The sequence below is a fragment of the Erythrobacter sp. HKB08 genome (genome assembly GCF_004114695.1).
GTDB lineage: Bacteria > Pseudomonadota > Alphaproteobacteria > Sphingomonadales > Sphingomonadaceae > Parerythrobacter_A.
Genome location: NZ_CP035310.1, coordinates 822481 through 842692, shown reverse-complemented (window position 1 = coordinate 842692; position 20212 = coordinate 822481). Strand labels below are relative to the sequence as shown.

Here is a 20212-nt window from a genome sequence, read left to right as displayed (position 1 = left end):
GGCTTAAGGCCGCCCCGTCAGCAGGGCGCACCGGACGGGAGCGTGCAGACGCTCCAGAAATAGTACCGGTAAAGCTGCCAGCCGACATAGAGCACGATGGGCACCGCGATCAGCAAGGCCCATCGTTTCCAGTTCAACCGAGCTTCTCCATGATCTCGTCGGAGATGTCGTAATTGCCCCAGACAGTCTGCACGTCGTCGTCATCGTCCAGCGTGTCGACCAGCTTGAGCAGCGTGGCGGCAGCCTTCTCGTCGAGTTCGACGGTGATGTTGGGCTTCCACGCGAGCTTGACGTTCTCCGCCTCGCCGAGCGCCTTTTCGAGGTCGCTCGCGACCTGGTGCAAGTCGTCGGCAGCGGTCCAGATGGTGTGGCCGTCTTCCGAGCTCTCGATGTCCTCAGCGCCCGCTTCCATCGCGGCTTCGAGGACCTTTTCCTCGTCGCCGACGCTGGCCGGGTATTCGATCAGGCCCAGACGTTCGAAGCCGTGCTGGACGCTGCCCTCGGTGCCGAGGTTGCCGCCGTTCTTCGAAAAGGCGGTGCGCACGGCGGTAGCGGTGCGGTTGCGGTTGTCGGTCAGCGCCTCGACGATGATCGCGCTGCCGCCCGGGCCGTAGCCTTCGTAGCGGACCTCTTCATAGTTCTCGCCGTCGGCCGCCGACGCCTTGTCGATCGCGCGCTGGATATTGTCCTTCGGCATGGACTGCGCCTTGGCCGTGTTCACGGCGAGGCGCAGGCGCGGGTTCATGTCCGGATCGGGCGTGCCCATCTTCGCGGCCACGGTGATTTCGCGGCTCAGCTTGGAGAAGAGGTTGGAACGCTTCTTATCCTGCGCACCCTTGCGGTGCATGATGTTCTTGAATTTGGAATGGCCTGCCATGGGAACTCTTGAATCGGGCGTGGAAATGAGAACGGGCGCGGCCTAGCCCAGCCGCGCCCGCGCTTCAACAATTAGCGAATGGCTCAGATTTTCACGGCGGTCCCGCTGGCGGACACCATCAGCATCGAGCCGGTGTCGCCGATGACCTCGTAGTCGAGGTCGATGCCGACCACCGCATTGCCGCCGAGCGAAGCGCATTCGGCCTGGATTTCCTGGATCGCCTGTTCGCGCGCGTCGCGCAGGATGCGCTCGTAACTGCCCGAGCGCCCGCCCACGATATCGCGGATATTGGCGAACAGGTCGCGGAACAGGTTCGCGCCGACGATAACCTCGCCCGTGACGATGCCGAGGTACTGCTGGATCGGCTGCCCCTCGATCGTGGGGGTGGTCGTCACGGTAATGCCGCGCGCGTCTTTCCAGGGTCCTGCCATGAAGTGTTCTCCTTTGATTTTCCGTGTGCCGTATTACTAGCGTAATACAGCGGAAAAATCAAGGAAATCAGCCCATGCCGAGCGCGGCCTTGTAGGTTTCGAGAATGGTTTCCTGCTCGCTGCGATCGTCCGGCTTCATTTTGCGCAGGCGCACGACCTGACGCATGATCTTGGGATCGTAGCCGACCGCCTTCGCTTCGGCGTAGACGTCGCGGATATCGTCGGCGATGCCCTTCTTCTCTTCCTCGAGGCGTTCGATGCGCTCGATCAGAAGGCGCAGGCGGTCGTCGGTGGCTTCAGCCATGTGTGCAAACTCCGGATGATGTGAGAATCGCGAACCAGTCGCGCGTTGGGGCTGCGATAGCGTCGGCTGCGCGAGGTTGTAAGGGGGTGCGCGCGATTATTCGCGGAGCAGGCCGGAAACGTGTCGTCCGATTGCCAGCGAGGCGGTGAGACCCGGGCTCTCGATCCCGAACAGGTTCACCAGGCCCGGGCAGCCATGCGCCTGCGGACCGTCGATGCGGAAATCGGCATTGGGCTCACCCGGCCCCGAAAGCTTGGGCCTGATACCGGCGAGCGCGGGCGCGAGCTTGGCGGGTTCGACCCCCGGCCAGATACGGCGGGCAGCCTCGGCGAAAGGGGCATGGCGGGCAGGATCGAGCGTATAATCCGGCTCCTCGATCCATTCGACATCGGGCCCGAAGCGCGCCTGGCCTGCAAGGTCGAGCGTAAGGTGCACGCCCAGCCCGCCCGGCTCGGGGAGCGGATAAACGAGATGCCCGAACGGGACCTTGCCGGCGTAGGCGAACCAGCTGCCCTTGGCGTAGTGCAGCTTGGGGATATGCGCCTCGCCCAAACCTTCGATCCGGCGGGCCAGTGCCTGCGCGCCGAGGCCCGCGGCATTCACCAGCATTTCGGCATCGACCATGGCGTCGCTGCCCACATGGATGCGCCAGCCGTCGGACAGGCGCCGGGCCGCCGTCACCTCACTGCGGGTTACGAGCTGCGCCCCATGCGCCTCCGCTTCGCCGAGCAAGGCGAGCATCAGGCCATGGCTGTCGACGATCCCGGTTTCCGGCGAAAGCATCGCGCCTGCGCAGTCCAGCGCGGGTTCGAGTGCGCGCGCCTGGGCCGCATCTAGCAGGCCCACATCTCCTGTCCCGACACTCGACGCGTGGGCAGCGAGGCGTTCGAGTTCGGGAAGCTGCGACGCCTCGTGCGCAATGACGAGCTTGCCGATCTTGCGATGCGCCACGCCCCGCTTCTCGCAGAACGCATAGAGCATCGCGCGTCCTTCGATGCACAAGCGGGTCTTCAGCGAGGCTTCGGGATAGTAGATCCCGGCGTGCACGACTTCGCTGTTGCGGCTGCTGGTGACGCTGCCGAAGCGGTCCAACGCCTCCAGCACCAGCACCTCGCGGCCCGAAAGCGCCAGTTCGCGCGCGATGGCGAGGCCGACGACCCCTGCCCCGACGACGACGGCATCGACCCGCTCGGCCATGGCTGCGCTAGCGAAGGTCCGGCTGGTTCTTGGCGAGGCTCGCTTCCATCGCCGCGATCTGTTCCTCGCTTGCAGGGCTCTGGCGCGTGGCTTTCCATTCGTCCATCGGCATGCCGTGGATGAGCTCGCGCGCGGCGGGTTTGTCGCCCTCGTAACCGGCTTCGCGGATCCAGTCGGCGAGGCAATTGCGGCAGAAACCGGCAAGCCCCATCAGCTCGATATTCTGCGCATCGTGGCGATGGCGCAGGTGCCGCACCAGCCGCCGGAAGGCCGCTGCCGCTACGGCATCGTCGAGTTGATCGAGCGGGTCGGTTGAATTCGTATCCATCTGGCGCTTTTCCTTGTCTTGCAACGAAGCTGTGCCATAGCTGCCTGCCATGTCACAGCCCGATCACGCCAAGCTCGACCCGCGCGGTCGCAAGGTCAAGATTCTCGCCACCACCGGCCCGGCCAGTCGCGAACCGGAGATGCTCCGCAAGCTGTTCCGCGCCGGCGTCGATGCATTCCGCGTCAACATGAGCCATGGCGAACACGCGATCCACGCCCAGACGATGAAGGCGATCCGCGACCTCGAAAAGGAATTCCACCGGCCGATCGCGATCTTCTGCGACCTGCAGGGGCCGAAGCTGAGGGTCGGCAAGTTCAAGGACGGCAAGGCGGTCATCCGCCACTCGGGCCACTTCACGCTCGACCGCAATCCCGAACCGGGCGACGAGACCCGCGTCGAACTGCCGCATCCCGAGCTGTTCGGCCTGCTCGAAAAGGGCCAGCGCCTGCTGATCAACGACGGCAAGATTCGCCTGCGCGTGATCGAGGCGGACGACGAGAAGATCCTGTGTTCGGCGGAAGTCGGCGGGGTCATCTCCGACCGCAAGGGCGTCAACATCCCCGATGCCGAAGTGCCGATCCCGGCGCTGACCGACAAGGACCGCAAGGACCTCGCCTTCGCGATGGAGAACGGCGCCGACTGGATCGGCCTCTCCTTCGTCCAGCGCCCCGAAGACCTTGCCGAAGCGCGCAAGCTGATGGGCGGCCGCGGCGCGCTGTGCGCCAAGATCGAGAAACCGATGGCGGTGCGCCGTCTCGACGAGATCATCGAGATGGCCGACGGCGTGATGGTCGCGCGCGGCGACCTCGGCGTCGAGCTGGAGCCGCAGGAGGTCCCGCCGCTCCAGAAGCTCATCGTCAACAAGACGCGCCTCATGGGCAAACCGGTGATCGTCGCGACGCAGATGCTCGAAAGCATGATCGAGAGCCCCGCCCCGACGCGCGCGGAGGTCTCCGACGTCGCCAATGCGGTGTACGACGGGGCCGATGCGGTCATGCTCTCGGCCGAGACCGCTGCGGGCGACTGGCCCGAGGAAGCGGTCACGATCATGGACAAGATCGCCGCCCAGGTAGAGCAGGACGAGGCTTATATCGAGCGGGTCCGCCTGCTCGACACGCCGCCGGATTCGACGACCGCCGATGCGCTCAGCCATGCCTGTATGACCATCGCGGATACCGTTCCGATCAGCGCGATCACCGTCTTCACCGGCAGCGGCTCGACTGCGCGGCGCGTCGCGCGCGAACGCCCGAGCGTGCCGATGCTGGTCCTCACGCCCTCGATGAAGACCGCCCGCCGCCTCGCCCTGCTGTGGGGCGCGCATGCAGTCGCGACGAAGGACATCGGCAGCTTCGAAGAGATGATCGCCAAGGGCAAGCGCATGACGCTGCGCCACCGCTTCGGCAAGGCGGGCAGCAAGCTCATCGCGCTTGCCGGCGTGCCATTCGGAACGCCGGGCAGCACGAACCTGCTGCATGTCGTGACGCTGGCGGGCGACGAGCTCGAAAAGCACCGCGGCTGAGCCCAAAAAGAAAGGGCGAGCCCGCCGGCCCGCCCTTCCCGATCAGAAAAGTCGTTTTCCCGACTTACATCCCGTCGACGCTCTTGGAGACGAGGATGTTGACTGCAACGCGGCGGTTCTGCGCCTTGCCGTAAGCGGTCGTGTTGTCCGCCGCCGGATCGGCTTCCGCCATGCCCGTCGGGGTCAGCATGCGCCACGGCTTCCAGCCGCATTCCTGCTGGAGGAAGTTGACCACGCGGCCTGCACGGCGCTCGCTCAGGACCTGGTTGTAGTCCTGGCTGCCAACCGAGTCGGTGTAGCCGACGACGAGCAGCAGGGCGTTGTCCATCGCTTCGGCTTCGCTCGCCGCACGGCAGAGGTTCTGGCGCGCGTCGTCCGACAGGTTCCACTTGCCGGTGTCGAAGTAGACGTTGGTCGTACCCTTGATGTTGTACTTGTCGATGTCGCCCATGCGGCCACGCAGGGCCTCGGTGGCGGCAGCGTTCTCTTCGATTGCAGCACCCTGCTGCTCGAAACGCTGCGAGGTGCCGCTGCGGATCATCGATGCGACCTTGAGGTCCTTGCCGCGCAGGCGGACTTCGCTGGCGATGAGGCCGTCGCCCCACTGCACGGTCTCGACCGTCACCGGCAGGCCGTTGAGCAGCGAACCTTCATCGAGCGCGGTACGGCCGAGGCCGAGGAAGCCGCCGCTCGCCTTGATGTCGGTCGCCTGCGACAGGGTGATCATGGTGCGCACGCCGTCGGTGCCGAGCACTTCCATGCGGTTGCCCGCACGCGCGATGATCTGGCCTTCGATCTCCGGACCTTCGGGCAGGCCAGCAAGGTCGGCCGGAGCCTGGCCGTAAACGGTGGTCATAACGTCGCCTTCGGGCGCGCTCTGCTGCGCGGTAGCCACGCCCGGCGCGGCAAGCGCGAGCAGGGCGAGAGCCGCAAGGCTGCCCGACTTCCTGGAAACGAAATTCATAAGTCTTCTCCTTCAAATCTCGCCAACCGGCTGCCAAACTCGTGGCCTTTCATCCGGCCACGCCTGCAAAGACGCGTCCGGCTGACGGAAATCCATTTTGTTCGCTGTGATAGCTATACGGCGTGTGGACGCGACCCGAACGCCATGGATTTCCCGTTCGTCGAGGCGTCCTGTCTAACACATGAACGTTTTTGACAACATTCCCGCCCGAACGGTTATTTCGAGCCGTCGGTGCGATGAACCGTTATCTGAAACCTGTCGAAAGCGCGCTATTCCGCCGCTTTTGCGAGCCTGGAGCGCGCCTCTTCCTCGCCGATCAGCGGCAGGAGCTCGCCCATATCGGGGCCGTGGTTCATGCCGGTGAGCGCCTGGCGCAGCGGCAGGAACAGCGCCTTGCCCTTGCGCCCGGTGCTCTCCTTCAGCGCCCCTGTGAGCGCGTGCCACGGATCGTCGCCCCAGCTAAGCGCACCCGCGGCTTGCGCGAGATAGACCTTGTCCTCGTCCGTAAATTCGGGCTGCTCGATCGGTCCGGTGACGATCTGCCACCACTCGACGACCTCGCTCGCTTTTTCGAGATTCGGGCGGATCGCATGCCAGGCAGCTTCGGTGAAGCCTTCGGGCACGAAACCGCGCACCGCCTCGAACGGCAGCTGGTGGACGATCGCGGTATTGAGCCGCAGCAGTTCGGCCTCGTCGAACTTGGCCGGGGCGCGCCCGAAGGTGGAAAGGTCGAAGCTCTCGACCAACGGCGCGACGTCAAGGAAGGGCTCAACCGGCTGCGAGGTACCCAGCCGCGCGAGCAGCGATATGATCGCCATGGGCTCGAGCCCCTGGTCGCGAAATGCATCGCAGCCGAGCGAGCCGAGGCGCTTCGACAGCTTGCCTTCCTTGCCGACGAGCAGCGCCTCATGCGCGAAATCGGGATGGGTTTTTGCTGCACTTCTTGCTGCAGCAAATCCTGCAGCATTTAGTGCGGTAAATATCTGGATTTGTACGGCTGTGTTCGAGACGTGATCCTCGCCGCGAAGGACGTGCGTGACGCCCATGTCAACGTCGTCCACGGCGCTCGGCAGCATGTAGAGCCACGATCCGTCGGCCCGGCGCACGACCGGATCGGAAAGCTGCGCGGGATCGAACTTCTGGCTCCCTCGCACGCCGTCTTCCCACGCGATCGGCTCGTCATGGTCGAGCTTGAAGCGCCAGTGCGGCGCGATGCCTTCCGCTTCCTTCGCCGCACGCTCCGCATCGGTCAGCTTGAGCGCCCCGCGATCGTAGATCGGCGGTAGCCCGCGCCCGAGCTGGATCTTGCGTTTGACCTCCAATTCCTGCGCCGTCTCATAAGCCGGATAGACACGGCCCGCAGCCTTGAGCGCCTCGAACGCCGCTTCGTATTTATCCAGCCGCTCCGACTGGCGCTCCTCGCCGTCGGGCGTCAGGCCGAGCCAGGCGAGATCGGCACGGATCGCCTCGACATATTCCTCTTTCGAACGCTCTGCATCCGTGTCGTCGATCCGTAGCAGGAAATTGCCGCCGCTCTTCCGCGCGAGCATCCAGTTGTGGAGCGCGGTGCGGATATTGCCGACATGCAGCCGGCCGGTCGGCGAAGGGGCGAAACGGGTAATTACCATGGCGTCCCGTTAGCCCGATAGCGGGACAAGAAAAAGCCCCGCCGGAGCGCTCCGGCGGGGCCTTTCGATTTGCGCGATTACGCTGGAAGGAGGGGCTTATTCGCCGTCCTTCGCGTCTTCGTTCAGGTATTCGCCTGCATCGGCGTCGGTGCCGTGGGTTTCACCCTCGACCTTCGCCAGCGGATCGTCGCCGATCGCAGCTTCTTCGCCCTGGGCGAGTTCGGCTGCGTGCTCTTCCTCTGCCGTGTTGGCAGCGATCAGCGCTTCCTGCTGCTTCTTCCACTGGGCGCGAAGGGCGGCGTCGCGGCTCGAGGCGGTGACGCGCATGCGGTTCATTCCCGCGCCGGTACCGGCGGGGATGAGACGGCCCACGATCACGTTCTCCTTGAGACCGATCAGCGTGTCCTTCTTGCCTTCCACGGCGGCCTGCGTGAGGACGCGCGTGGTTTCCTGGAACGAGGCGGCCGAGATGAACGAGCGGGTCTGCAGCGAGGCCTTGGTGATGCCGAGCAGGATAGGCGTACCCTGCGCAGGCTTCTTGTTGCGGCCGAGCTTGGCGTTCTCTTCGTTCATTTCTTCCAGGTCGGCCTGTTCGCCCGGCAGCAGCACGGTGTCGCCACCGTCGGTGATCTCGACCTTCTGCAGCATCTGGCGAACGATCACCTCGATGTGCTTGTCGTTGATCTTCACACCCTGCAGTCGGTAGACTTCCTGGATCTCGTTGACGAGATACTCGGCGAGTGCCTCGACGCCCAGGACTTCCAGGATGTCGTGCGGGTTGGGCGAACCGGAGATGAGCGTGTCGCCCTTCTTCACGAAGTCGCCTTCCTGCACGTCGATCACCTTGGTCTTGGGGATCAGGTACTCGACTGCATCACCTTCCTCGGGAACGATCGCGATCTTGCGCTTCGCCTTGTATTCGCGAACGAATTCGATCTTGCCCGAAATCTTGGCGATGATCGCATTGTCTTTCGGAATACGCGCTTCGAACAGCTCGGCAACACGCGGCAGACCACCGGTGATGTCGCGCGTCTTGGCGGCTTCGCGCGAGGCACGGGCAAGAATGTCACCGGCTTCGACGTGCTGGCCGTCCTCGACCGAGAGCGTCGTGCCCGGAGCGAGCATGTAGCGCTGCGCTTCGGTTTCGCCGTCGTCGGTCTGGCCTTCACCGAGAAGGGTGAGGCGCGGACGCAGCTCTTCCTTCTTCTTGCGGCCGGTGGCGCGGTTTTCCGTGACCACGCGCTGGGCGATACCGGTGGCATCGTCGACGCGTTCTTCGAGGGTGGTGCCCTCGACGAGGTCCTGGAACTTCACCGTACCCGACTGCTCGGTGATGATCGGTAGCGAGAACGGGTCCCACTCGGCAAGGCGATCGCCTTCCTTCACCTTGGCACCGTCCTTGTGCATCAGGACGGTACCGTAAGGCACCTTGTGGATTTCGCGCTCGCGCCCTTCGGCGTCGATGACCGCGAGTTCGCCGTTGCGTGCAAGGCTCAGGATGCGGCCCTTCTTGTCCACGATGGTCGGCATGTCGCGATAGGCGACCTTACCGTCCGAAATGGCTTCGAGGTGGCTCGTTTCGTTGAGCTGTGCCGCACCGCCGATGTGGAAGGTACGCATCGTAAGCTGCGTGCCAGGCTCACCGATCGACTGTGCAGCGATAACGCCGACAGCCTCGCCGATGTTGACCGGCGTACCGCGAGCGAGGTCACGGCCGTAGCACTTGGCGCAGACGCCCTGCTCCGCTTCGCAGACGAGCGGCGAACGGATCTTGGTCTGCTGCACTTCGGCAGCCTCGATGTCCTTGACCATCGCTTCGTCGACCATCGTGCCGGCCTTGACGATCACGTCGCCGGTGGCGGCGTTCACGATGTCTTCGGCGACCGTGCGGCCGAGGATGCGCTCGCCGAGCGAAGCGATCACGCTACCGCCCTGGACGATGGCACGCATTTCGAGCGCGTTGTCGGTCTTGCAGTCTTCCTCGACGATCACGCAGTCCTGCGAAACGTCGACCAGACGACGGGTCAGGTAACCCGAGTTCGCCGTCTTGAGCGCCGTATCCGCGAGGCCCTTACGAGCGCCGTGGGTCGAGTTGAAGTACTCAAGGACGGTCAGGCCTTCCTTGAAGTTCGAGATGATCGGCTGTTCGATGATCTCGCCCGACGGCTTGGCCATGAGGCCGCGCATACCGGCGAGCTGCTTCATCTGCGCGGGGCTACCACGCGCGCCCGAGTGGCTCATCATGTAGATCGAGTTGATCTGCGCTTCCTTGCCGTCCTTGTCGATCGGCTGCGACTTGATCTTCTCCATCATCGCGTCGGCCACCTGGTCGCCGCAACGGCTCCAAGCGTCGATCACCTTGTTGTATTTTTCCTGCTGGGTGATCAGGCCGTCCTGGTACTGCTGTTCGTAGTCCGAGACGAGCGCCTTGGTCTCTTCGACCAGCTTGTCCTTCTCGTGCGGGATGATCATGTCGTCCTTGCCGAACGAGATGCCCGCCTTGAACGCGTGTCGGAAGCCCAGCACCATGATGGCGTCGGCGAACAGCACCGTGTCCTTCTGGCCGGTGTGACGGTACACTTCGTCGATCACGTCGCCGATGTCCTTCTTGGTCAGAAGGCGGTTGACGATGTCGAAGGGAACCTTGTGGCTCTTCGGCAGGCATTCGCCGATCAGCATGCGACCCGGCGTCGTGACGAAGCGCTTCATCACGATCTTGCCGTCTTCATCGGCCTGCGGAACGCGGGCGATGATCTTGGTGTGCAGCGTGACGGCCTTGGTTTCGAGCGCCTGGTGCACTTCGGCCATGTCGGCGAAGCGCGGCAGCTTTTCTTCCTTCGAGCCATCCTCGTTCTCGAGGAACTCGGGCGTCTTTTCCTGGCGTTCCATCGACAGGTAATAGAGGCCGAGGACCATGTCCTGCGAAGGAACGATGATCGGCTTGCCGTTGGCGGGCGAGAGGATGTTGTTGGTCGACATCATCAGCACGCGCGCTTCGAGCTGGGCTTCCAGCGAAAGCGGCACGTGGACTGCCATCTGGTCACCGTCGAAGTCGGCGTTGAAGGCCGAACAGACGAGCGGGTGCAGCTGGATCGCCTTGCCCTCGATCAGCACGGGCTCGAAAGCCTGGATGCCGAGACGGTGGAGCGTCGGTGCGCGGTTCAGGAGGACCGGGTGCTCGCGAATGACTTCGTCGAGGATGTCCCAGACTTCCTTGCGTTCCTTCTCGACCCACTTCTTCGCCTGCTTGAGCGTCATGCTCAGGCCCTTGGCGTCGAGGCGGGCGTAGATGAACGGCTTGAACAGCTCGAGCGCCATCTTCTTCGGCAGGCCGCACTGGTGCAGCTTGAGTTCCGGACCGGTCACGATGACCGAACGGCCCGAATAGTCGACGCGCTTACCGAGCAGGTTCTGGCGGAAGCGGCCCTGCTTGCCCTTGAGCATGTCGGACAGCGACTTGAGCGGACGCTTGTTCGCGCCGGTGATGACGCGGCCGCGGCGACCGTTGTCGAACAGCGCGTCGACCGATTCCTGCAGCATGCGCTTCTCGTTGCGGACGATGATGTCCGGCGCACGCAGCTCGATCAGGCGCTTGAGGCGGTTGTTGCGGTTGATTACGCGGCGATAGAGATCGTTGAGATCCGAAGTCGCGAAACGGCCGCCGTCCAGCGGGACGAGCGGGCGCAGTTCCGGCGGGATGACCGGCACGACTTCGAGGATCATCCATTCCGGACGGTTGCCGGATTCGATGAAGCTCTCGACGACCTTGAGGCGCTTGATGATCTTCTTCGGCTTGAGCGCCGACTTGGTGGTCGCGAGCTCTTCGAGGAGGTCTTCACGCTCCTGCTCGAGGTCGAGATCCATCAGCATCATCTTGACCGCTTCGGCACCGATGCCGGCGCTGAAAGCGTCTTCGCCGTATTCGTCCTGCGCTTCGAGCAGTTCGTCCTCGGTCAGCAGCTGGAACTTCTCCAACGGCGTGAGGCCCGGCTCGGTGACGACATAGCTCTCGAAGTAGAGGATACGCTCAAGCTGCTTGAGCTGCATGTCGAGCAGCAGGCCGATGCGCGAGGGCAGCGACTTGAGGAACCAGATGTGCGCGACCGGAGCGGCGAGCTCGATGTGGCCCATGCGCTCGCGGCGGACCTTGGTCACGGTGACTTCGACGCCGCACTTCTCGCAGACGACGCCCTTGTACTTCATGCGCTTGTACTTGCCGCACAGGCATTCGTAGTCCTTCACCGGACCGAAGATGCGCGCACAGAACAGGCCGTCGCGCTCGGGCTTGAACGTACGGTAGTTGATCGTTTCCGGCTTCTTGATCTCGCCGAACGACCACGAACGGATGCGCTCAGGCGAAGCGATGCCGATCTGGATCTGGTCGAAGGTTTCCGGCTTGGCCAGCTGGTTGGTGAATTTGGTCAGTTCGTTCATGACTTATTCCCTGTCGGGTGAATTCTCTCGGGCGGAAGCGGTGGGGAGCGCGTAGCTCCCCTATTCCGCCGCGATCTGCATCGCCGGATCGTCGTCCTCGTCGTCGTCGCTTAGCGAGCGAAGTTCGACATTGAGGCCAAGGCTGCGCATTTCCTTCACGAGAACGTTGAAGCTCTCCGGAATGCCCGCTTCGAAGGTGTCGTCGCCCTTGACGATCGCTTCGTAGACCTTGGTACGGCCGATCACATCGTCCGACTTCACGGTGAGCATTTCCTGCAGCGTGTAGGCTGCACCGTAGGCCTGGAGTGCCCAGACCTCCATCTCACCGAAGCGCTGGCCGCCGAACTGCGCCTTACCGCCCAGCGGCTGCTGGGTGACGAGCGAGTACGGGCCGATCGAACGCGCGTGGATCTTGTCGTCGACGAGGTGGTGCAGCTTGAGCATGTAGATGATGCCCACGGTCACCTTGCGGTCGAAAGCTTCGCCGGTGCGGCCATCGTAGAGGACCGACTGGCCGTCCGCGTCGAGACCAGCCTTTTCGAGCTGGACCGTCACGTCGCCTTCGCGTGCGCCGTCGAACACCGGGGTACCCATCGGGACGCCCGCGGTGAGGTTGCCGGCGAGTTCGAAGATCTCGTCGCTCGAGCGCGCTTCGATCTCGTCCTCGTAGCGGTCGCCGTAGACTTCCTTGAGCTTGTCCACGAGCACCGCCGGCGGCTTGCCCGGCTTGGCATCCGGGTTCTTCGCCCGCCAGTCTTCCAGCGCGTCCTTGATCTGGTGACCGAGCCCGCGCGCGGCCATGCCGAGGTGGGTCTCGAAGATCTGCCCGACGTTCATGCGCGAAGGCACGCCCAGCGGGTTGAGGACGATGTCGACCGGCGTACCGTCGGCGAGGAACGGCATGTCCTCGACCGGCAGGATGCGCGAGATGACGCCCTTGTTACCGTGACGGCCGGCCATCTTGTCGCCCGGCTGCAGCTTGCGCTTCACCGCGACGAAGACCTTGACCATCTTGAGCACGCCCGGGGCGAGTTCGTCGCCGCGTTCGAGCTTTTCCTTACGGTCTTCGAACTTCTCGTCGATGCCCTTCACGGCTTCGTCGTACTGCGACTTCACCGCTTCGATCTGCGCCTGGCGGTTGTCGTCCGCGACGGCGAACTTGAACCACTCGTGCTTCTCGATGCCTTCGAGCAGTTCCTCGTCGATCTTGGTGCCCTTCTTGACGCCCTTGGGCGCTGCCGAAGCGGTCTGGCCGACGAGCATGTCGCGCAGGCGGTTGTAGGTCGCACGGTTGAGGATCGCGCGTTCGTCCTGCGCGTCCTGCTTGAGGCGTTCGATTTCCTCGTTCTGGATCGCACGGGTACGGTCGTCGATCTCGATACCGTGGCGGTTGAAGACACGGACTTCGACGATCGTGCCGGCAACGCCCGGCGGCAGGCGGAGCGAGGTGTCGCGCACGTCGCTGGCCTTTTCACCGAAGATGGCGCGCAGGAGCTTTTCTTCCGGCGTCATCGGGCTTTCGCCCTTCGGCGTGATCTTGCCGACGAGGATGTCACCCGGGTGCACTTCGGCGCCGATGTAGACGATGCCCGCTTCGTCGAGGTTGCGCAGCGCTTCCTCGCCGACGTTCGGGATGTCGCGGGTGATGTCTTCCGGACCCAGCTTGGTGTCGCGGGCCATGACCTCGAATTCCTCGATGTGGATCGAGGTGAAGACGTCGTCCTTCACGATGCGTTCGGAGATCAGGATCGAGTCCTCGTAGTTGTAGCCGTTCCACGGCATGAACGCGACGAGGCTGTTCTTGCCCAGCGCCAGTTCGCCGAGATCGGTCGAAGGACCGTCGGCGATGATGTCGCCTGCTTCGACGATGTCGCCGACCTTCACCAGCGGACGCTGGTTGACGCAGGTGTTCTGGTTCGAACGCTGGAACTTCTGCAGGCGGTAGATGTCGACGCCCGACTGGCCGGGTTCGACGTCGCCCTGCGCGCGGATCACGATACGGGTCGCGTCGACCTGGTCGACGATACCGCCGCGCGTGGCCGAAATCGCCGCGCCGGAATCGCGCGCAACGGTTTCTTCCATGCCGGTGCCGACCCACGGCGCTTCCGCCTTCACGAGCGGCACGGCCTGGCGCTGCATGTTCGAGCCCATCAGTGCGCGGTTCGCGTCATCGTTTTCCAGGAACGGAATGAGCGATGCGGCGACCGAGACCAGCTGCTTGGGCGAAACGTCCATCAGTGTGATCTGGTCGTTCGGCAGCATCACGAACTCGCCTTCCTGGCGGGCCGAGACCATTTCCTCGACGAACGAACCGTCGTCGTTGAGTTCTGCCGAAGCCTGCGCGACCGCGTGCTTCTGCTCTTCCATTGCGGACAGGTAGACGACCTCGCCGGTCACCTTGCCGCCTTCGACCTTGCGGTACGGCGTTTCGATGAAGCCGTACTTGTTGACGCGGGCGAAGGTGGAGAGCGAGTTGATCAGACCGATGTTCGGGCCTTCCGGCGTCTCGATCGGGCAGATACGGCCATAGTGCGTCGGGTGGACGTCGCGGACTTCGAAGCCTGCGCGCTCACGGGTAAGACCGCCCGGGCCAAGCGCCGAGACGCGGCGCTTGTGGGTGACTTCCGACAGCGGGTTGGTCTGGTCCATGAACTGCGAGAGCTGCGAGGAACCGAAGAACTCGCGCACGGCAGCGACGGCCGGCTTCGCGTTGATCAGGTCGTTCGGCATGACGGTCGAGACGTCGACCGAGCTCATGCGTTCCTTCACCGCGCGCTCCATGCGCAGCAGGCCGACGCGGTACTGGTTTTCCAGCAGCTCGCCGACCGAGCGGACACGGCGGTTGCCGAGGTTGTCGATGTCGTCGACTTCGCCCTTGCCGTCCTTGAGGTCGACCATTTCCTTGACCACGGCGAGGATGTCTTCCTTGCGCAGCGTGGTCACGGTGTCTTCGGCATCGAGGCCGAGACGCATGTTGAGCTTCACGCGGCCGACTGCCGACAGGTCGTAGCGCTCGCTATCGAAGAACAGGCCTTCGAACAGCGCTTCGGCGGTTTCCTTGGTCGGCGGTTCGCCCGGACGCATGACCTTGTAGATCGCTTCCAGGCCCTCGTCGCGGTTCTCGGCCTTGTCGACCGCAAGCGTGTTGCGGATCCACGGGCCGGTGTTGACGTGGTCGATATCGAGCAGTTCGAGCTTGTCGATGCCCGCGCCGTCGAGAACTTCGAGGTTGTCCGGCGACACTTCGTCGCCCGCCTCAATGTAGATGCGGCCGGTCTTCTCGTCGATCATGTCGCGCGCGGCATAGCGGCCGAAGACTTCCTCGGTCGGCAGCAGCAGCGTCTTGAGGCCATCCTTGGCAGCCTTGTTGGCGGCACGCGGGCTGATCTTCTGGCCGGCTTCGAACACTTCCTCGCCGGTCTTGGCATCGACCAGTGCGAATGCCGGCTTCTGGCCGCGCCACTGTTCGGCAACGAACGGAATTTTCCAGCCGTCCTTGGCGCGTTCCCACTCGACCGTCTGGTAGAAGTGGTGGAGGATGTCCTCGGCGTCGAGGCCGAGGGCGAACAGCAGCGAGGTAACCGGTAGCTTGCGCTTGCGGTCGATACGCACGTTGACGATGTCCTTCGCGTCGAACTCGAAGTCGAGCCACGAACCGCGGTAGGGAATGACGCGGGCAGCGAACAGCAGTTTGCCCGAGGAGTGGGTCTTGCCGCGGTCATGGTCGAACAGGACACCCGGCGAACGGTGCATCTGCGAGACGATGACACGCTCGGTGCCGTTGATGATGAAGGTGCCGTTCCCGGTCATGAGCGGCATGTCGCCCATGTAGACGTCCTGCTCCTTGATATCGAGGACGGAGCGGGTTTCGGTTTCCTGGTCGACTTCGAAGACGATCAGGCGCAGCGTGACCTTCATCGGGGCCGCGTAGGTGATGCCGCGCTGGCGGCATTCGGTGGTGTCGTACTTCGGCGGTTCGAGTTCGTAATGCACGAAGTCGAGCTCGGCGGTGCCGGCGAAGTCGCGGATCGGGAAAACCGAGCGCAGCGTCTTCTCGAGGCCGGAGACGTAGTCGATCTCCTTGTTCGAGCGCAGGAACTGTTCGTAGCTCTCGCGCTGGACCTCGATGAGGTTGGGCATGTCGACGACTTCGTGGATGTCGCCGAAAATCTTGCGGATGCGCTTTTTCGCGGTGCCGCGGGCCGGAGCCTTCGCGGTTGCTTTCGCCTTGGTCGCCATAGGAGGTTTAGTGCCTCTTTATCTGTGTCGCCCCGGTGCGGGATCGACGGGATTTGCTGTCCTGCACGGTGGACGCCATATCCAAAGACGCGAAAAGGCCGCAGCGAAGACGCACCGGTTCCCCGATGCTGCTGCAGCTATTCAAAGCGTCGCGAATATGGAAACGCCGCTTCCATCCTGTGGCCGATTCCCGCGCATGAATCAGCCTTGCTCGAAGCGTGCGGTCGGACGGGCATGTAGGATTTGGACCCGCGCTTGTCAAACGCTAGCACAAGGCGGCCTGACCGCGCGTTTTGGCGGTGGCTTTGGGCGTGCGCTTTTGCCAAGACGCTCCCATGGGGAATGGGACAAACTCGACGATCCTGGGCGACCCGGCCCGGTTGCTGGCGCATGGCAATGAACTGCTGGCGCAGGGCAGCAAGGCGATGGCGCTGCAACTGGTCGAACGTGCCCGGGCAGCGAACCAGGGCGACGCATTGATCGAGCAGGTCTGCCGCATCATCGAGACACACCGCGTCCCTCGCTTTCATGCGAGTATGCTCGAGGATGCGCAGCGCAACCGGGCCTATCGCTCGGCGATCGAGGCGCTGGTGCCGGGCAGGCGCGTGCTGGATATCGGCACCGGGTCGGGCCTGCTGGCCATGATGGCGGCGCGCGCGGGTGCGGCGTCGGTGATCGCCTGCGAACAGGACCCGCGCCTTGCTGCCACCGCCCGCAAGATCATCGCGCTCAATGGCCTGTCCGACCGGATCACGGTGATCGACCGCCCGTCCTTCCAGCTCGATCGCCAACGCGACCTTGGCGGCGGGGTCGATTGCGTCGTTTCGGAAATCTTCTCCGACAATCTGCTGAGCGAAGGCGTCCTGACCGCCCTTGCCCATGCGCGCGCCGAGCTGGTCACGAACGACGCTATCTTCATCCCGGAGGAAGCGAGCATCGAGATCGCCCTCGCCAGTCTCCCCGCGATCCACCCTCCGCTCGGGTCGGTCGAAGGTTTCGATCTCTCGCCCTTCGCGCGGCATTTCGCACCGGTGCAGACCATCCGCAGCAATAATCCCAAGCTCGAATTGCGGAGCGAGGCGGCGAGCGCTTTCGAATTTCGCTGGACCGCGCATGAGGACCCGCCGCTGAGCGCGAAATCTCAGGTCGAACTTACGAGCACCGGCGGCGAAGTCAGTGCCATCGCCCAGTGGTTCGCACTCAAATTCCTCCCCGGCGTAACCTATGCCAACCCGCCGGGGTCCGCCGCCGGCATCAGCTGGCTCAACCGCGTGACACCGATTGCCCGGCGCGAAACCGAGGCGGGAGAGGCAATTACCGTCAAAAACTGGTATAGCGATGAGCATGTGGTGCATTGGGAAGAGTGAGTCGTGAGCGAAGCGCGGACCGCGGGGCCGCTGGCCCGCCTCCGCGCCTTATTGGCCCTGCTCGCCGCAGCCTTCGTCCTGACATTCTCGACCTTCGCCAGCGCGCAGGACGACGCGCGCCGGATCGTCGCTGTCGGCGATTTGCATGGCGACTTCGAAGCGTGGCGTGAAATCGCGCAGGCGGCCGGGATCGTCGACGGTCACGGCAAGTGGGTCGGCGGGGATACGGTACTGGTCCAGCTCGGCGACGTGACCGACCGGGGTCCGGATTCGCTCAAGATCATCCATGATTTGCAGAAGCTCCAGCGCGATGCGCCGGACGATGGCGGGCAGGTCATAGTGCTGCTCGGCAATCACGAGGCGATGAATGCGATCGGCGACCTGCGCTATGTCCACCCCGGCGAGTTCGAGGCGCTCAAGGACCGCAATTCCAAGCGCCGCCGCGACCTCGTTTGGGATGCGAACGAGAAATCCATCGTCGCTTTCTACGCAGCGCAGGACCCGCCCCTGACCCCCGAAGAAGCCAAGGCGCGGTGGTACGCGAATACCCCGCTCGGCTCGATCAACCACCGCAAGGCGTGGTCTGCCGACGGCGAGCTCGGCGAGTGGGCGCGCAGCCTGCCGGCCGTGGTCCAGCTCGGCGATACGCTCTTCGTCCATGGCGGCTTGAGCGTCGAACGGGCGCTGCGCCCGCTCGGCGAGATCAATGCGTCGGTATCGGCAGCGATCGACGGCGAGATGGTCGAGAACCGCCACCCGACCGAGGATACGCTCGGGCCGCTCTGGTATCGCGGCAATATCTTCCGCGAACCGCGCAACCAGGTCGCCTCTCAAATCGGCGAGGAGGTCCCTACGCCTCCCACGCGGCCATCGGTCGCCGAAGAGCTCGACCAGGTCCTCGCCTATCATGGTGCCAGCCGCCTGGTCGTTGGCCACACGCCTTCGATCGAGGGGATCGTTGCCAGCTCCGGCGGACGGCTGATCAGAGCCGATACCGGGATTGCCGCCCATTACGGCGGGCCGGCGAGTTTCCTCGTCCTGCTCGGCGGCAAGGCCTTCGCGCACCAAAGAGGTGTCGACGGGGAGTGGACCAGCAAGCCGCTGCCGCTGGGTCCGGTCGCGAGCGAAGGTGCGAACGAATGAAGCGTATTGCAGCAGCACTCGGACTGCTTCTGCTCGCTGGCAGCGGGGCATCGGCACAGAGCGATGAGAGTTCCGCGAAGGAAAAGGTCACGCCGCTCTTTGCATCGGATGAGCGGCTCAACATCACGCTGACCGGCCCGATCAAGACGATCGTCAACCGCGCCGAACGCTCGATGGACCCGCATCCGGCGAGGCTGCAGGCGGCGGGCGAGAGCCATGCGATCAGCCTGTCGGCGCGCGGGAAATCGCGCCGCAAGGGCGAGAACTGCAAGTTCCCCCCGCTGCGGATCGAATTCTCCGCCAAGCCTGCCGAGACATCGCTGTTCCACAAACAGGGCGGCATCAAGCTTGTCACCCATTGCAGCACCCGCGAGAAATACGACCAGTACGTGCTGCGCGAATATGCGATGTACCGGCTCTATTCGGTCGTCACGCCGGAGAGCCTCAAGGTCCGCCTCGCGCAGGTGACCTATCTCGACGATGGCGATGTCGTCGCCGCGCGGCCGGGTTTCCTGATCGAGGACGCCGACGATGCGGCGCGCAGGCTGGGGGTCAAGGAAGTCGACATCGGCAATATCGGCTCGAACCTGCTCAACCGCGAGGCGGCGGCGCGCTTCGCCATGTTCCAGTACATGATCGGCAATACCGACTGGGCGATGGTCGTCGGGCCGGACCCGACGGACTGCTGCCACAACTCCAAACTGCTCGGCGAAAGCAAGAGCGCGCGGCGCGACCTGACGCCTGTCCCCTACGATTTCGACAATTCGGGCATGGTCGATGCGCCCTATGCCTATCCCAATGCCGCGCTGGGCACGAATTCGGTCAGGACGCGGGTCTATCGCGGGTTCTGCTCGCTCAATTCTCTGGTGCCCGGAGAGATCGAGCGGCTGCGGCGGCTGCGTCCGCAATTCGAGGCGGAAATCCGCGCGATCCCCGGCCTCGAGCAGCGCACGCGCGAGGACATGCTGCGCTATCTCGACGGCTATTACAAAAGCGTGGCCGACGAGAGATCGGTGAAGCGCAACATCTACGACAAGTGTCGCTAGGCCGGGCGGTCGCCCTGCCCGCTGCTCGCCCCCTCGCCCGATTGCTCATGCTCGTCGACCGGCGGTTCGCCGTCTTTTCCCGGCTCGGCCGGATCCTCGGCATGGTTGGGGCGCAGGTAGCGGTGCGCGCCCGATAGCGCGCCGTAGTCGGCGACCCACAGGAGGGTGAAGGCGTAGTTGAACATCACCGTCATCACGAGCGCAATTTCGAGCGCACCGATCCCGGCTGCCAGCCCGATGCCGATGGCGAGCAGGATATAGATCGCATCGCCCGAGCTCTTGAGCGTGTTGCGGAAGCGGACCCCGCCGACGATCCCGGCCAGCGAGAAAGCCAGCGCGAGCGAATTGTGCACCATGACCACGATCGAGGTCACCGCGATCGGCAGCACGATCATCGTCTCGACCAGCGCCTGGTCGTATTCCTTGCGATTGCGGCTGGAGATGTAGGTCCAGGTGACCGGCAGCGTGGTCAGCAACGCACCGGCAACGGCGATGAACAGCCATAATATGGAGCCGCGCAGGTTCGCGACGCTGTTGGCACCGATCTGGATGCTGGGCAGCGGTTCGGTCGGCGACGGGCCGGACAAGAGGGTCTGTGCCCCGCCGATCGGCAGGAAGCCGGTCAGTTCGGGCCGCACGGTCACCGCAAGCACCACGAGCCCGGTCACGAGCCCGTAGAACACCGTCAGTCTGACGAAGAGAGATCCAACCCTCAAAGCGCGGCTCTCATTCCCA

15 protein-coding genes are annotated in these 20212 nt (G+C 64.1%); 4 read left to right on the top strand and 11 right to left on the bottom strand.

Annotation, left to right across the window (positions count from 1 at the left end; all coding sequences use genetic code 11):
• Window positions 1-17: 17 nt before the first annotated feature.
• The 6 genes from EO245_RS13500 to EO245_RS03980 all read right to left on the bottom strand — a co-directional run bounded on the left by EO245_RS13500 (window position 18) and on the right by EO245_RS03980 (window position 3137).
• Entirely contained in the window at window positions 18-137 is a 120-nt protein-coding gene (locus EO245_RS13500) for a tetratricopeptide repeat protein (RefSeq protein WP_164931257.1), read from the bottom strand.
• On the bottom strand, window positions 134-877 hold the full coding sequence (locus tag EO245_RS04000) for a YebC/PmpR family DNA-binding transcriptional regulator (RefSeq protein WP_128891718.1): 744 nt from the start codon (window positions 875-877) through the stop codon (window positions 134-136). Before EO245_RS04000 ends, EO245_RS13500 begins: the two co-directional genes overlap by 4 nt.
• A gap of 83 nt (window positions 878-960) precedes the next feature.
• A complete protein-coding gene (locus tag EO245_RS03995) occupies window positions 961-1278 on the bottom strand; it encodes a heavy metal-binding domain-containing protein (RefSeq protein WP_128893452.1) in 318 nt (105 codons plus the stop codon).
• Window positions 1279-1375: 97 nt separating this feature from the next.
• Window positions 1376-1612, bottom strand: coding sequence for a DUF2312 domain-containing protein (locus tag EO245_RS03990; protein ID WP_011415813.1), 237 nt, complete (start codon window positions 1610-1612; stop codon window positions 1376-1378).
• Between the two features lie 96 nt (window positions 1613-1708).
• On the bottom strand, window positions 1709-2809 hold the full coding sequence (locus EO245_RS03985) for an NAD(P)/FAD-dependent oxidoreductase (RefSeq protein WP_128891717.1): 1101 nt from the start codon (window positions 2807-2809) through the stop codon (window positions 1709-1711).
• Between the two features lie 7 nt (window positions 2810-2816).
• Complete coding sequence (locus tag EO245_RS03980; RefSeq protein ID WP_128891716.1) at window positions 2817-3137, bottom strand: DUF1244 domain-containing protein; 321 nt, start codon at window positions 3135-3137, stop codon at window positions 2817-2819.
• A gap of 49 nt (window positions 3138-3186) precedes the next feature.
• Between EO245_RS03980 and pyk the strand changes: the two genes are divergently transcribed.
• Window positions 3187-4656 (top strand): pyruvate kinase, encoded by a 1470-nt coding sequence (pyk, locus tag EO245_RS03975; protein ID WP_199798677.1) that lies wholly within the window; start codon window positions 3187-3189, stop codon window positions 4654-4656.
• A 64-nt stretch (window positions 4657-4720) separates the two neighbouring features.
• Here pyk and EO245_RS03970 read toward each other — a convergent pair whose 3' ends face one another.
• The 4 genes from EO245_RS03970 to rpoB all read right to left on the bottom strand — a co-directional run bounded on the left by EO245_RS03970 (window position 4721) and on the right by rpoB (window position 15921).
• Entirely contained in the window at window positions 4721-5620 is a 900-nt protein-coding gene (locus tag EO245_RS03970) for an OmpA family protein (RefSeq protein WP_128891714.1), read from the bottom strand.
• A gap of 269 nt (window positions 5621-5889) precedes the next feature.
• On the bottom strand, window positions 5890-7248 hold the full coding sequence (gltX, locus tag EO245_RS03965; protein WP_128891713.1) for a glutamate--tRNA ligase: 1359 nt from the start codon (window positions 7246-7248) through the stop codon (window positions 5890-5892).
• A gap of 96 nt (window positions 7249-7344) precedes the next feature.
• Entirely contained in the window at window positions 7345-11682 is a 4338-nt protein-coding gene (rpoC, locus tag EO245_RS03960; protein ID WP_128891712.1) for a DNA-directed RNA polymerase subunit beta', read from the bottom strand.
• 60 nt (window positions 11683-11742) lie between these two features.
• Window positions 11743-15921 carry a DNA-directed RNA polymerase subunit beta gene (gene rpoB / locus EO245_RS03955; RefSeq protein ID WP_128891711.1) on the bottom strand — a complete coding sequence of 1393 codons (4179 nt, stop codon included), beginning with the start codon at window positions 15919-15921 and terminating at the stop codon, window positions 11743-11745.
• Window positions 15922-16256: 335 nt separating this feature from the next.
• Here rpoB and EO245_RS03950 point away from each other — a divergent pair, with 335 nt between their 5' ends.
• Genes EO245_RS03950 through EO245_RS03940 form a run of 3 tightly spaced genes read left to right on the top strand, consistent with a single transcriptional unit; the run spans window position 16257 to window position 19477 of the window.
• On the top strand, window positions 16257-17288 hold the full coding sequence (locus EO245_RS03950) for a 50S ribosomal protein L11 methyltransferase (RefSeq protein ID WP_128891710.1): 1032 nt from the start codon (window positions 16257-16259) through the stop codon (window positions 17286-17288).
• Window positions 17289-17291: 3 nt separating this feature from the next.
• Window positions 17292-18431, top strand: coding sequence for a metallophosphoesterase (locus tag EO245_RS03945; protein WP_128891709.1), 1140 nt, complete (start codon window positions 17292-17294; stop codon window positions 18429-18431).
• Complete coding sequence (locus EO245_RS03940) at window positions 18428-19477, top strand: hypothetical protein (RefSeq protein ID WP_128891708.1); 1050 nt, start codon at window positions 18428-18430, stop codon at window positions 19475-19477. The genes EO245_RS03945 and EO245_RS03940 overlap by 4 nt, the downstream gene beginning before the upstream one ends.
• On the opposite strand, the gene EO245_RS03935 is transcribed toward EO245_RS03940, so the two are convergent.
• The gene (locus EO245_RS03935; RefSeq protein WP_164931256.1) at window positions 19474-20193 is read right to left on the bottom strand and encodes a DUF4956 domain-containing protein; all 720 of its coding nucleotides are present in this window, start codon (window positions 20191-20193) and stop codon (window positions 19474-19476) included. The genes EO245_RS03940 and EO245_RS03935 overlap by 4 nt on opposite strands.
• Window positions 20194-20212 lie beyond the last annotated feature (19 nt).

Excerpts from the sequence above, each read along its gene's own strand:
- EO245_RS04000 (WP_128891718.1), bottom strand. The coding sequence starts at position 877 with ATGGCAGGCCATTCCAAATTCAAGAACATCATGCACCGCAAGGGTGCG.
- EO245_RS03990 (WP_011415813.1), bottom strand. The coding sequence starts at position 1,612 with ATGGCTGAAGCCACCGACGACCGCCTGCGCCTTCTGATCGAGCGCATC.
- EO245_RS03985 (WP_128891717.1), bottom strand. The coding sequence starts at position 2,809 with ATGGCCGAGCGGGTCGATGCCGTCGTCGTCGGGGCAGGGGTCGTCGGC.
- EO245_RS03980 (WP_128891716.1), bottom strand. The coding sequence starts at position 3,137 with ATGGATACGAATTCAACCGACCCGCTCGATCAACTCGACGATGCCGTA.
- pyk (WP_199798677.1), top strand. The coding sequence starts at position 3,187 with ATGTCACAGCCCGATCACGCCAAGCTCGACCCGCGCGGTCGCAAGGTC.
- EO245_RS03970 (WP_128891714.1), bottom strand. The coding sequence starts at position 5,620 with ATGAATTTCGTTTCCAGGAAGTCGGGCAGCCTTGCGGCTCTCGCCCTG.
- gltX (WP_128891713.1), bottom strand. The coding sequence starts at position 7,248 with ATGGTAATTACCCGTTTCGCCCCTTCGCCGACCGGCCGGCTGCATGTC.
- rpoC (WP_128891712.1), bottom strand. The coding sequence starts at position 11,682 with ATGAACGAACTGACCAAATTCACCAACCAGCTGGCCAAGCCGGAAACC.
- rpoB (WP_128891711.1), bottom strand. The coding sequence starts at position 15,921 with ATGGCGACCAAGGCGAAAGCAACCGCGAAGGCTCCGGCCCGCGGCACC.
- EO245_RS03950 (WP_128891710.1), top strand. The coding sequence starts at position 16,257 with ATGGGGAATGGGACAAACTCGACGATCCTGGGCGACCCGGCCCGGTTG.
- EO245_RS03940 (WP_128891708.1), top strand. The coding sequence starts at position 18,428 with ATGAAGCGTATTGCAGCAGCACTCGGACTGCTTCTGCTCGCTGGCAGC.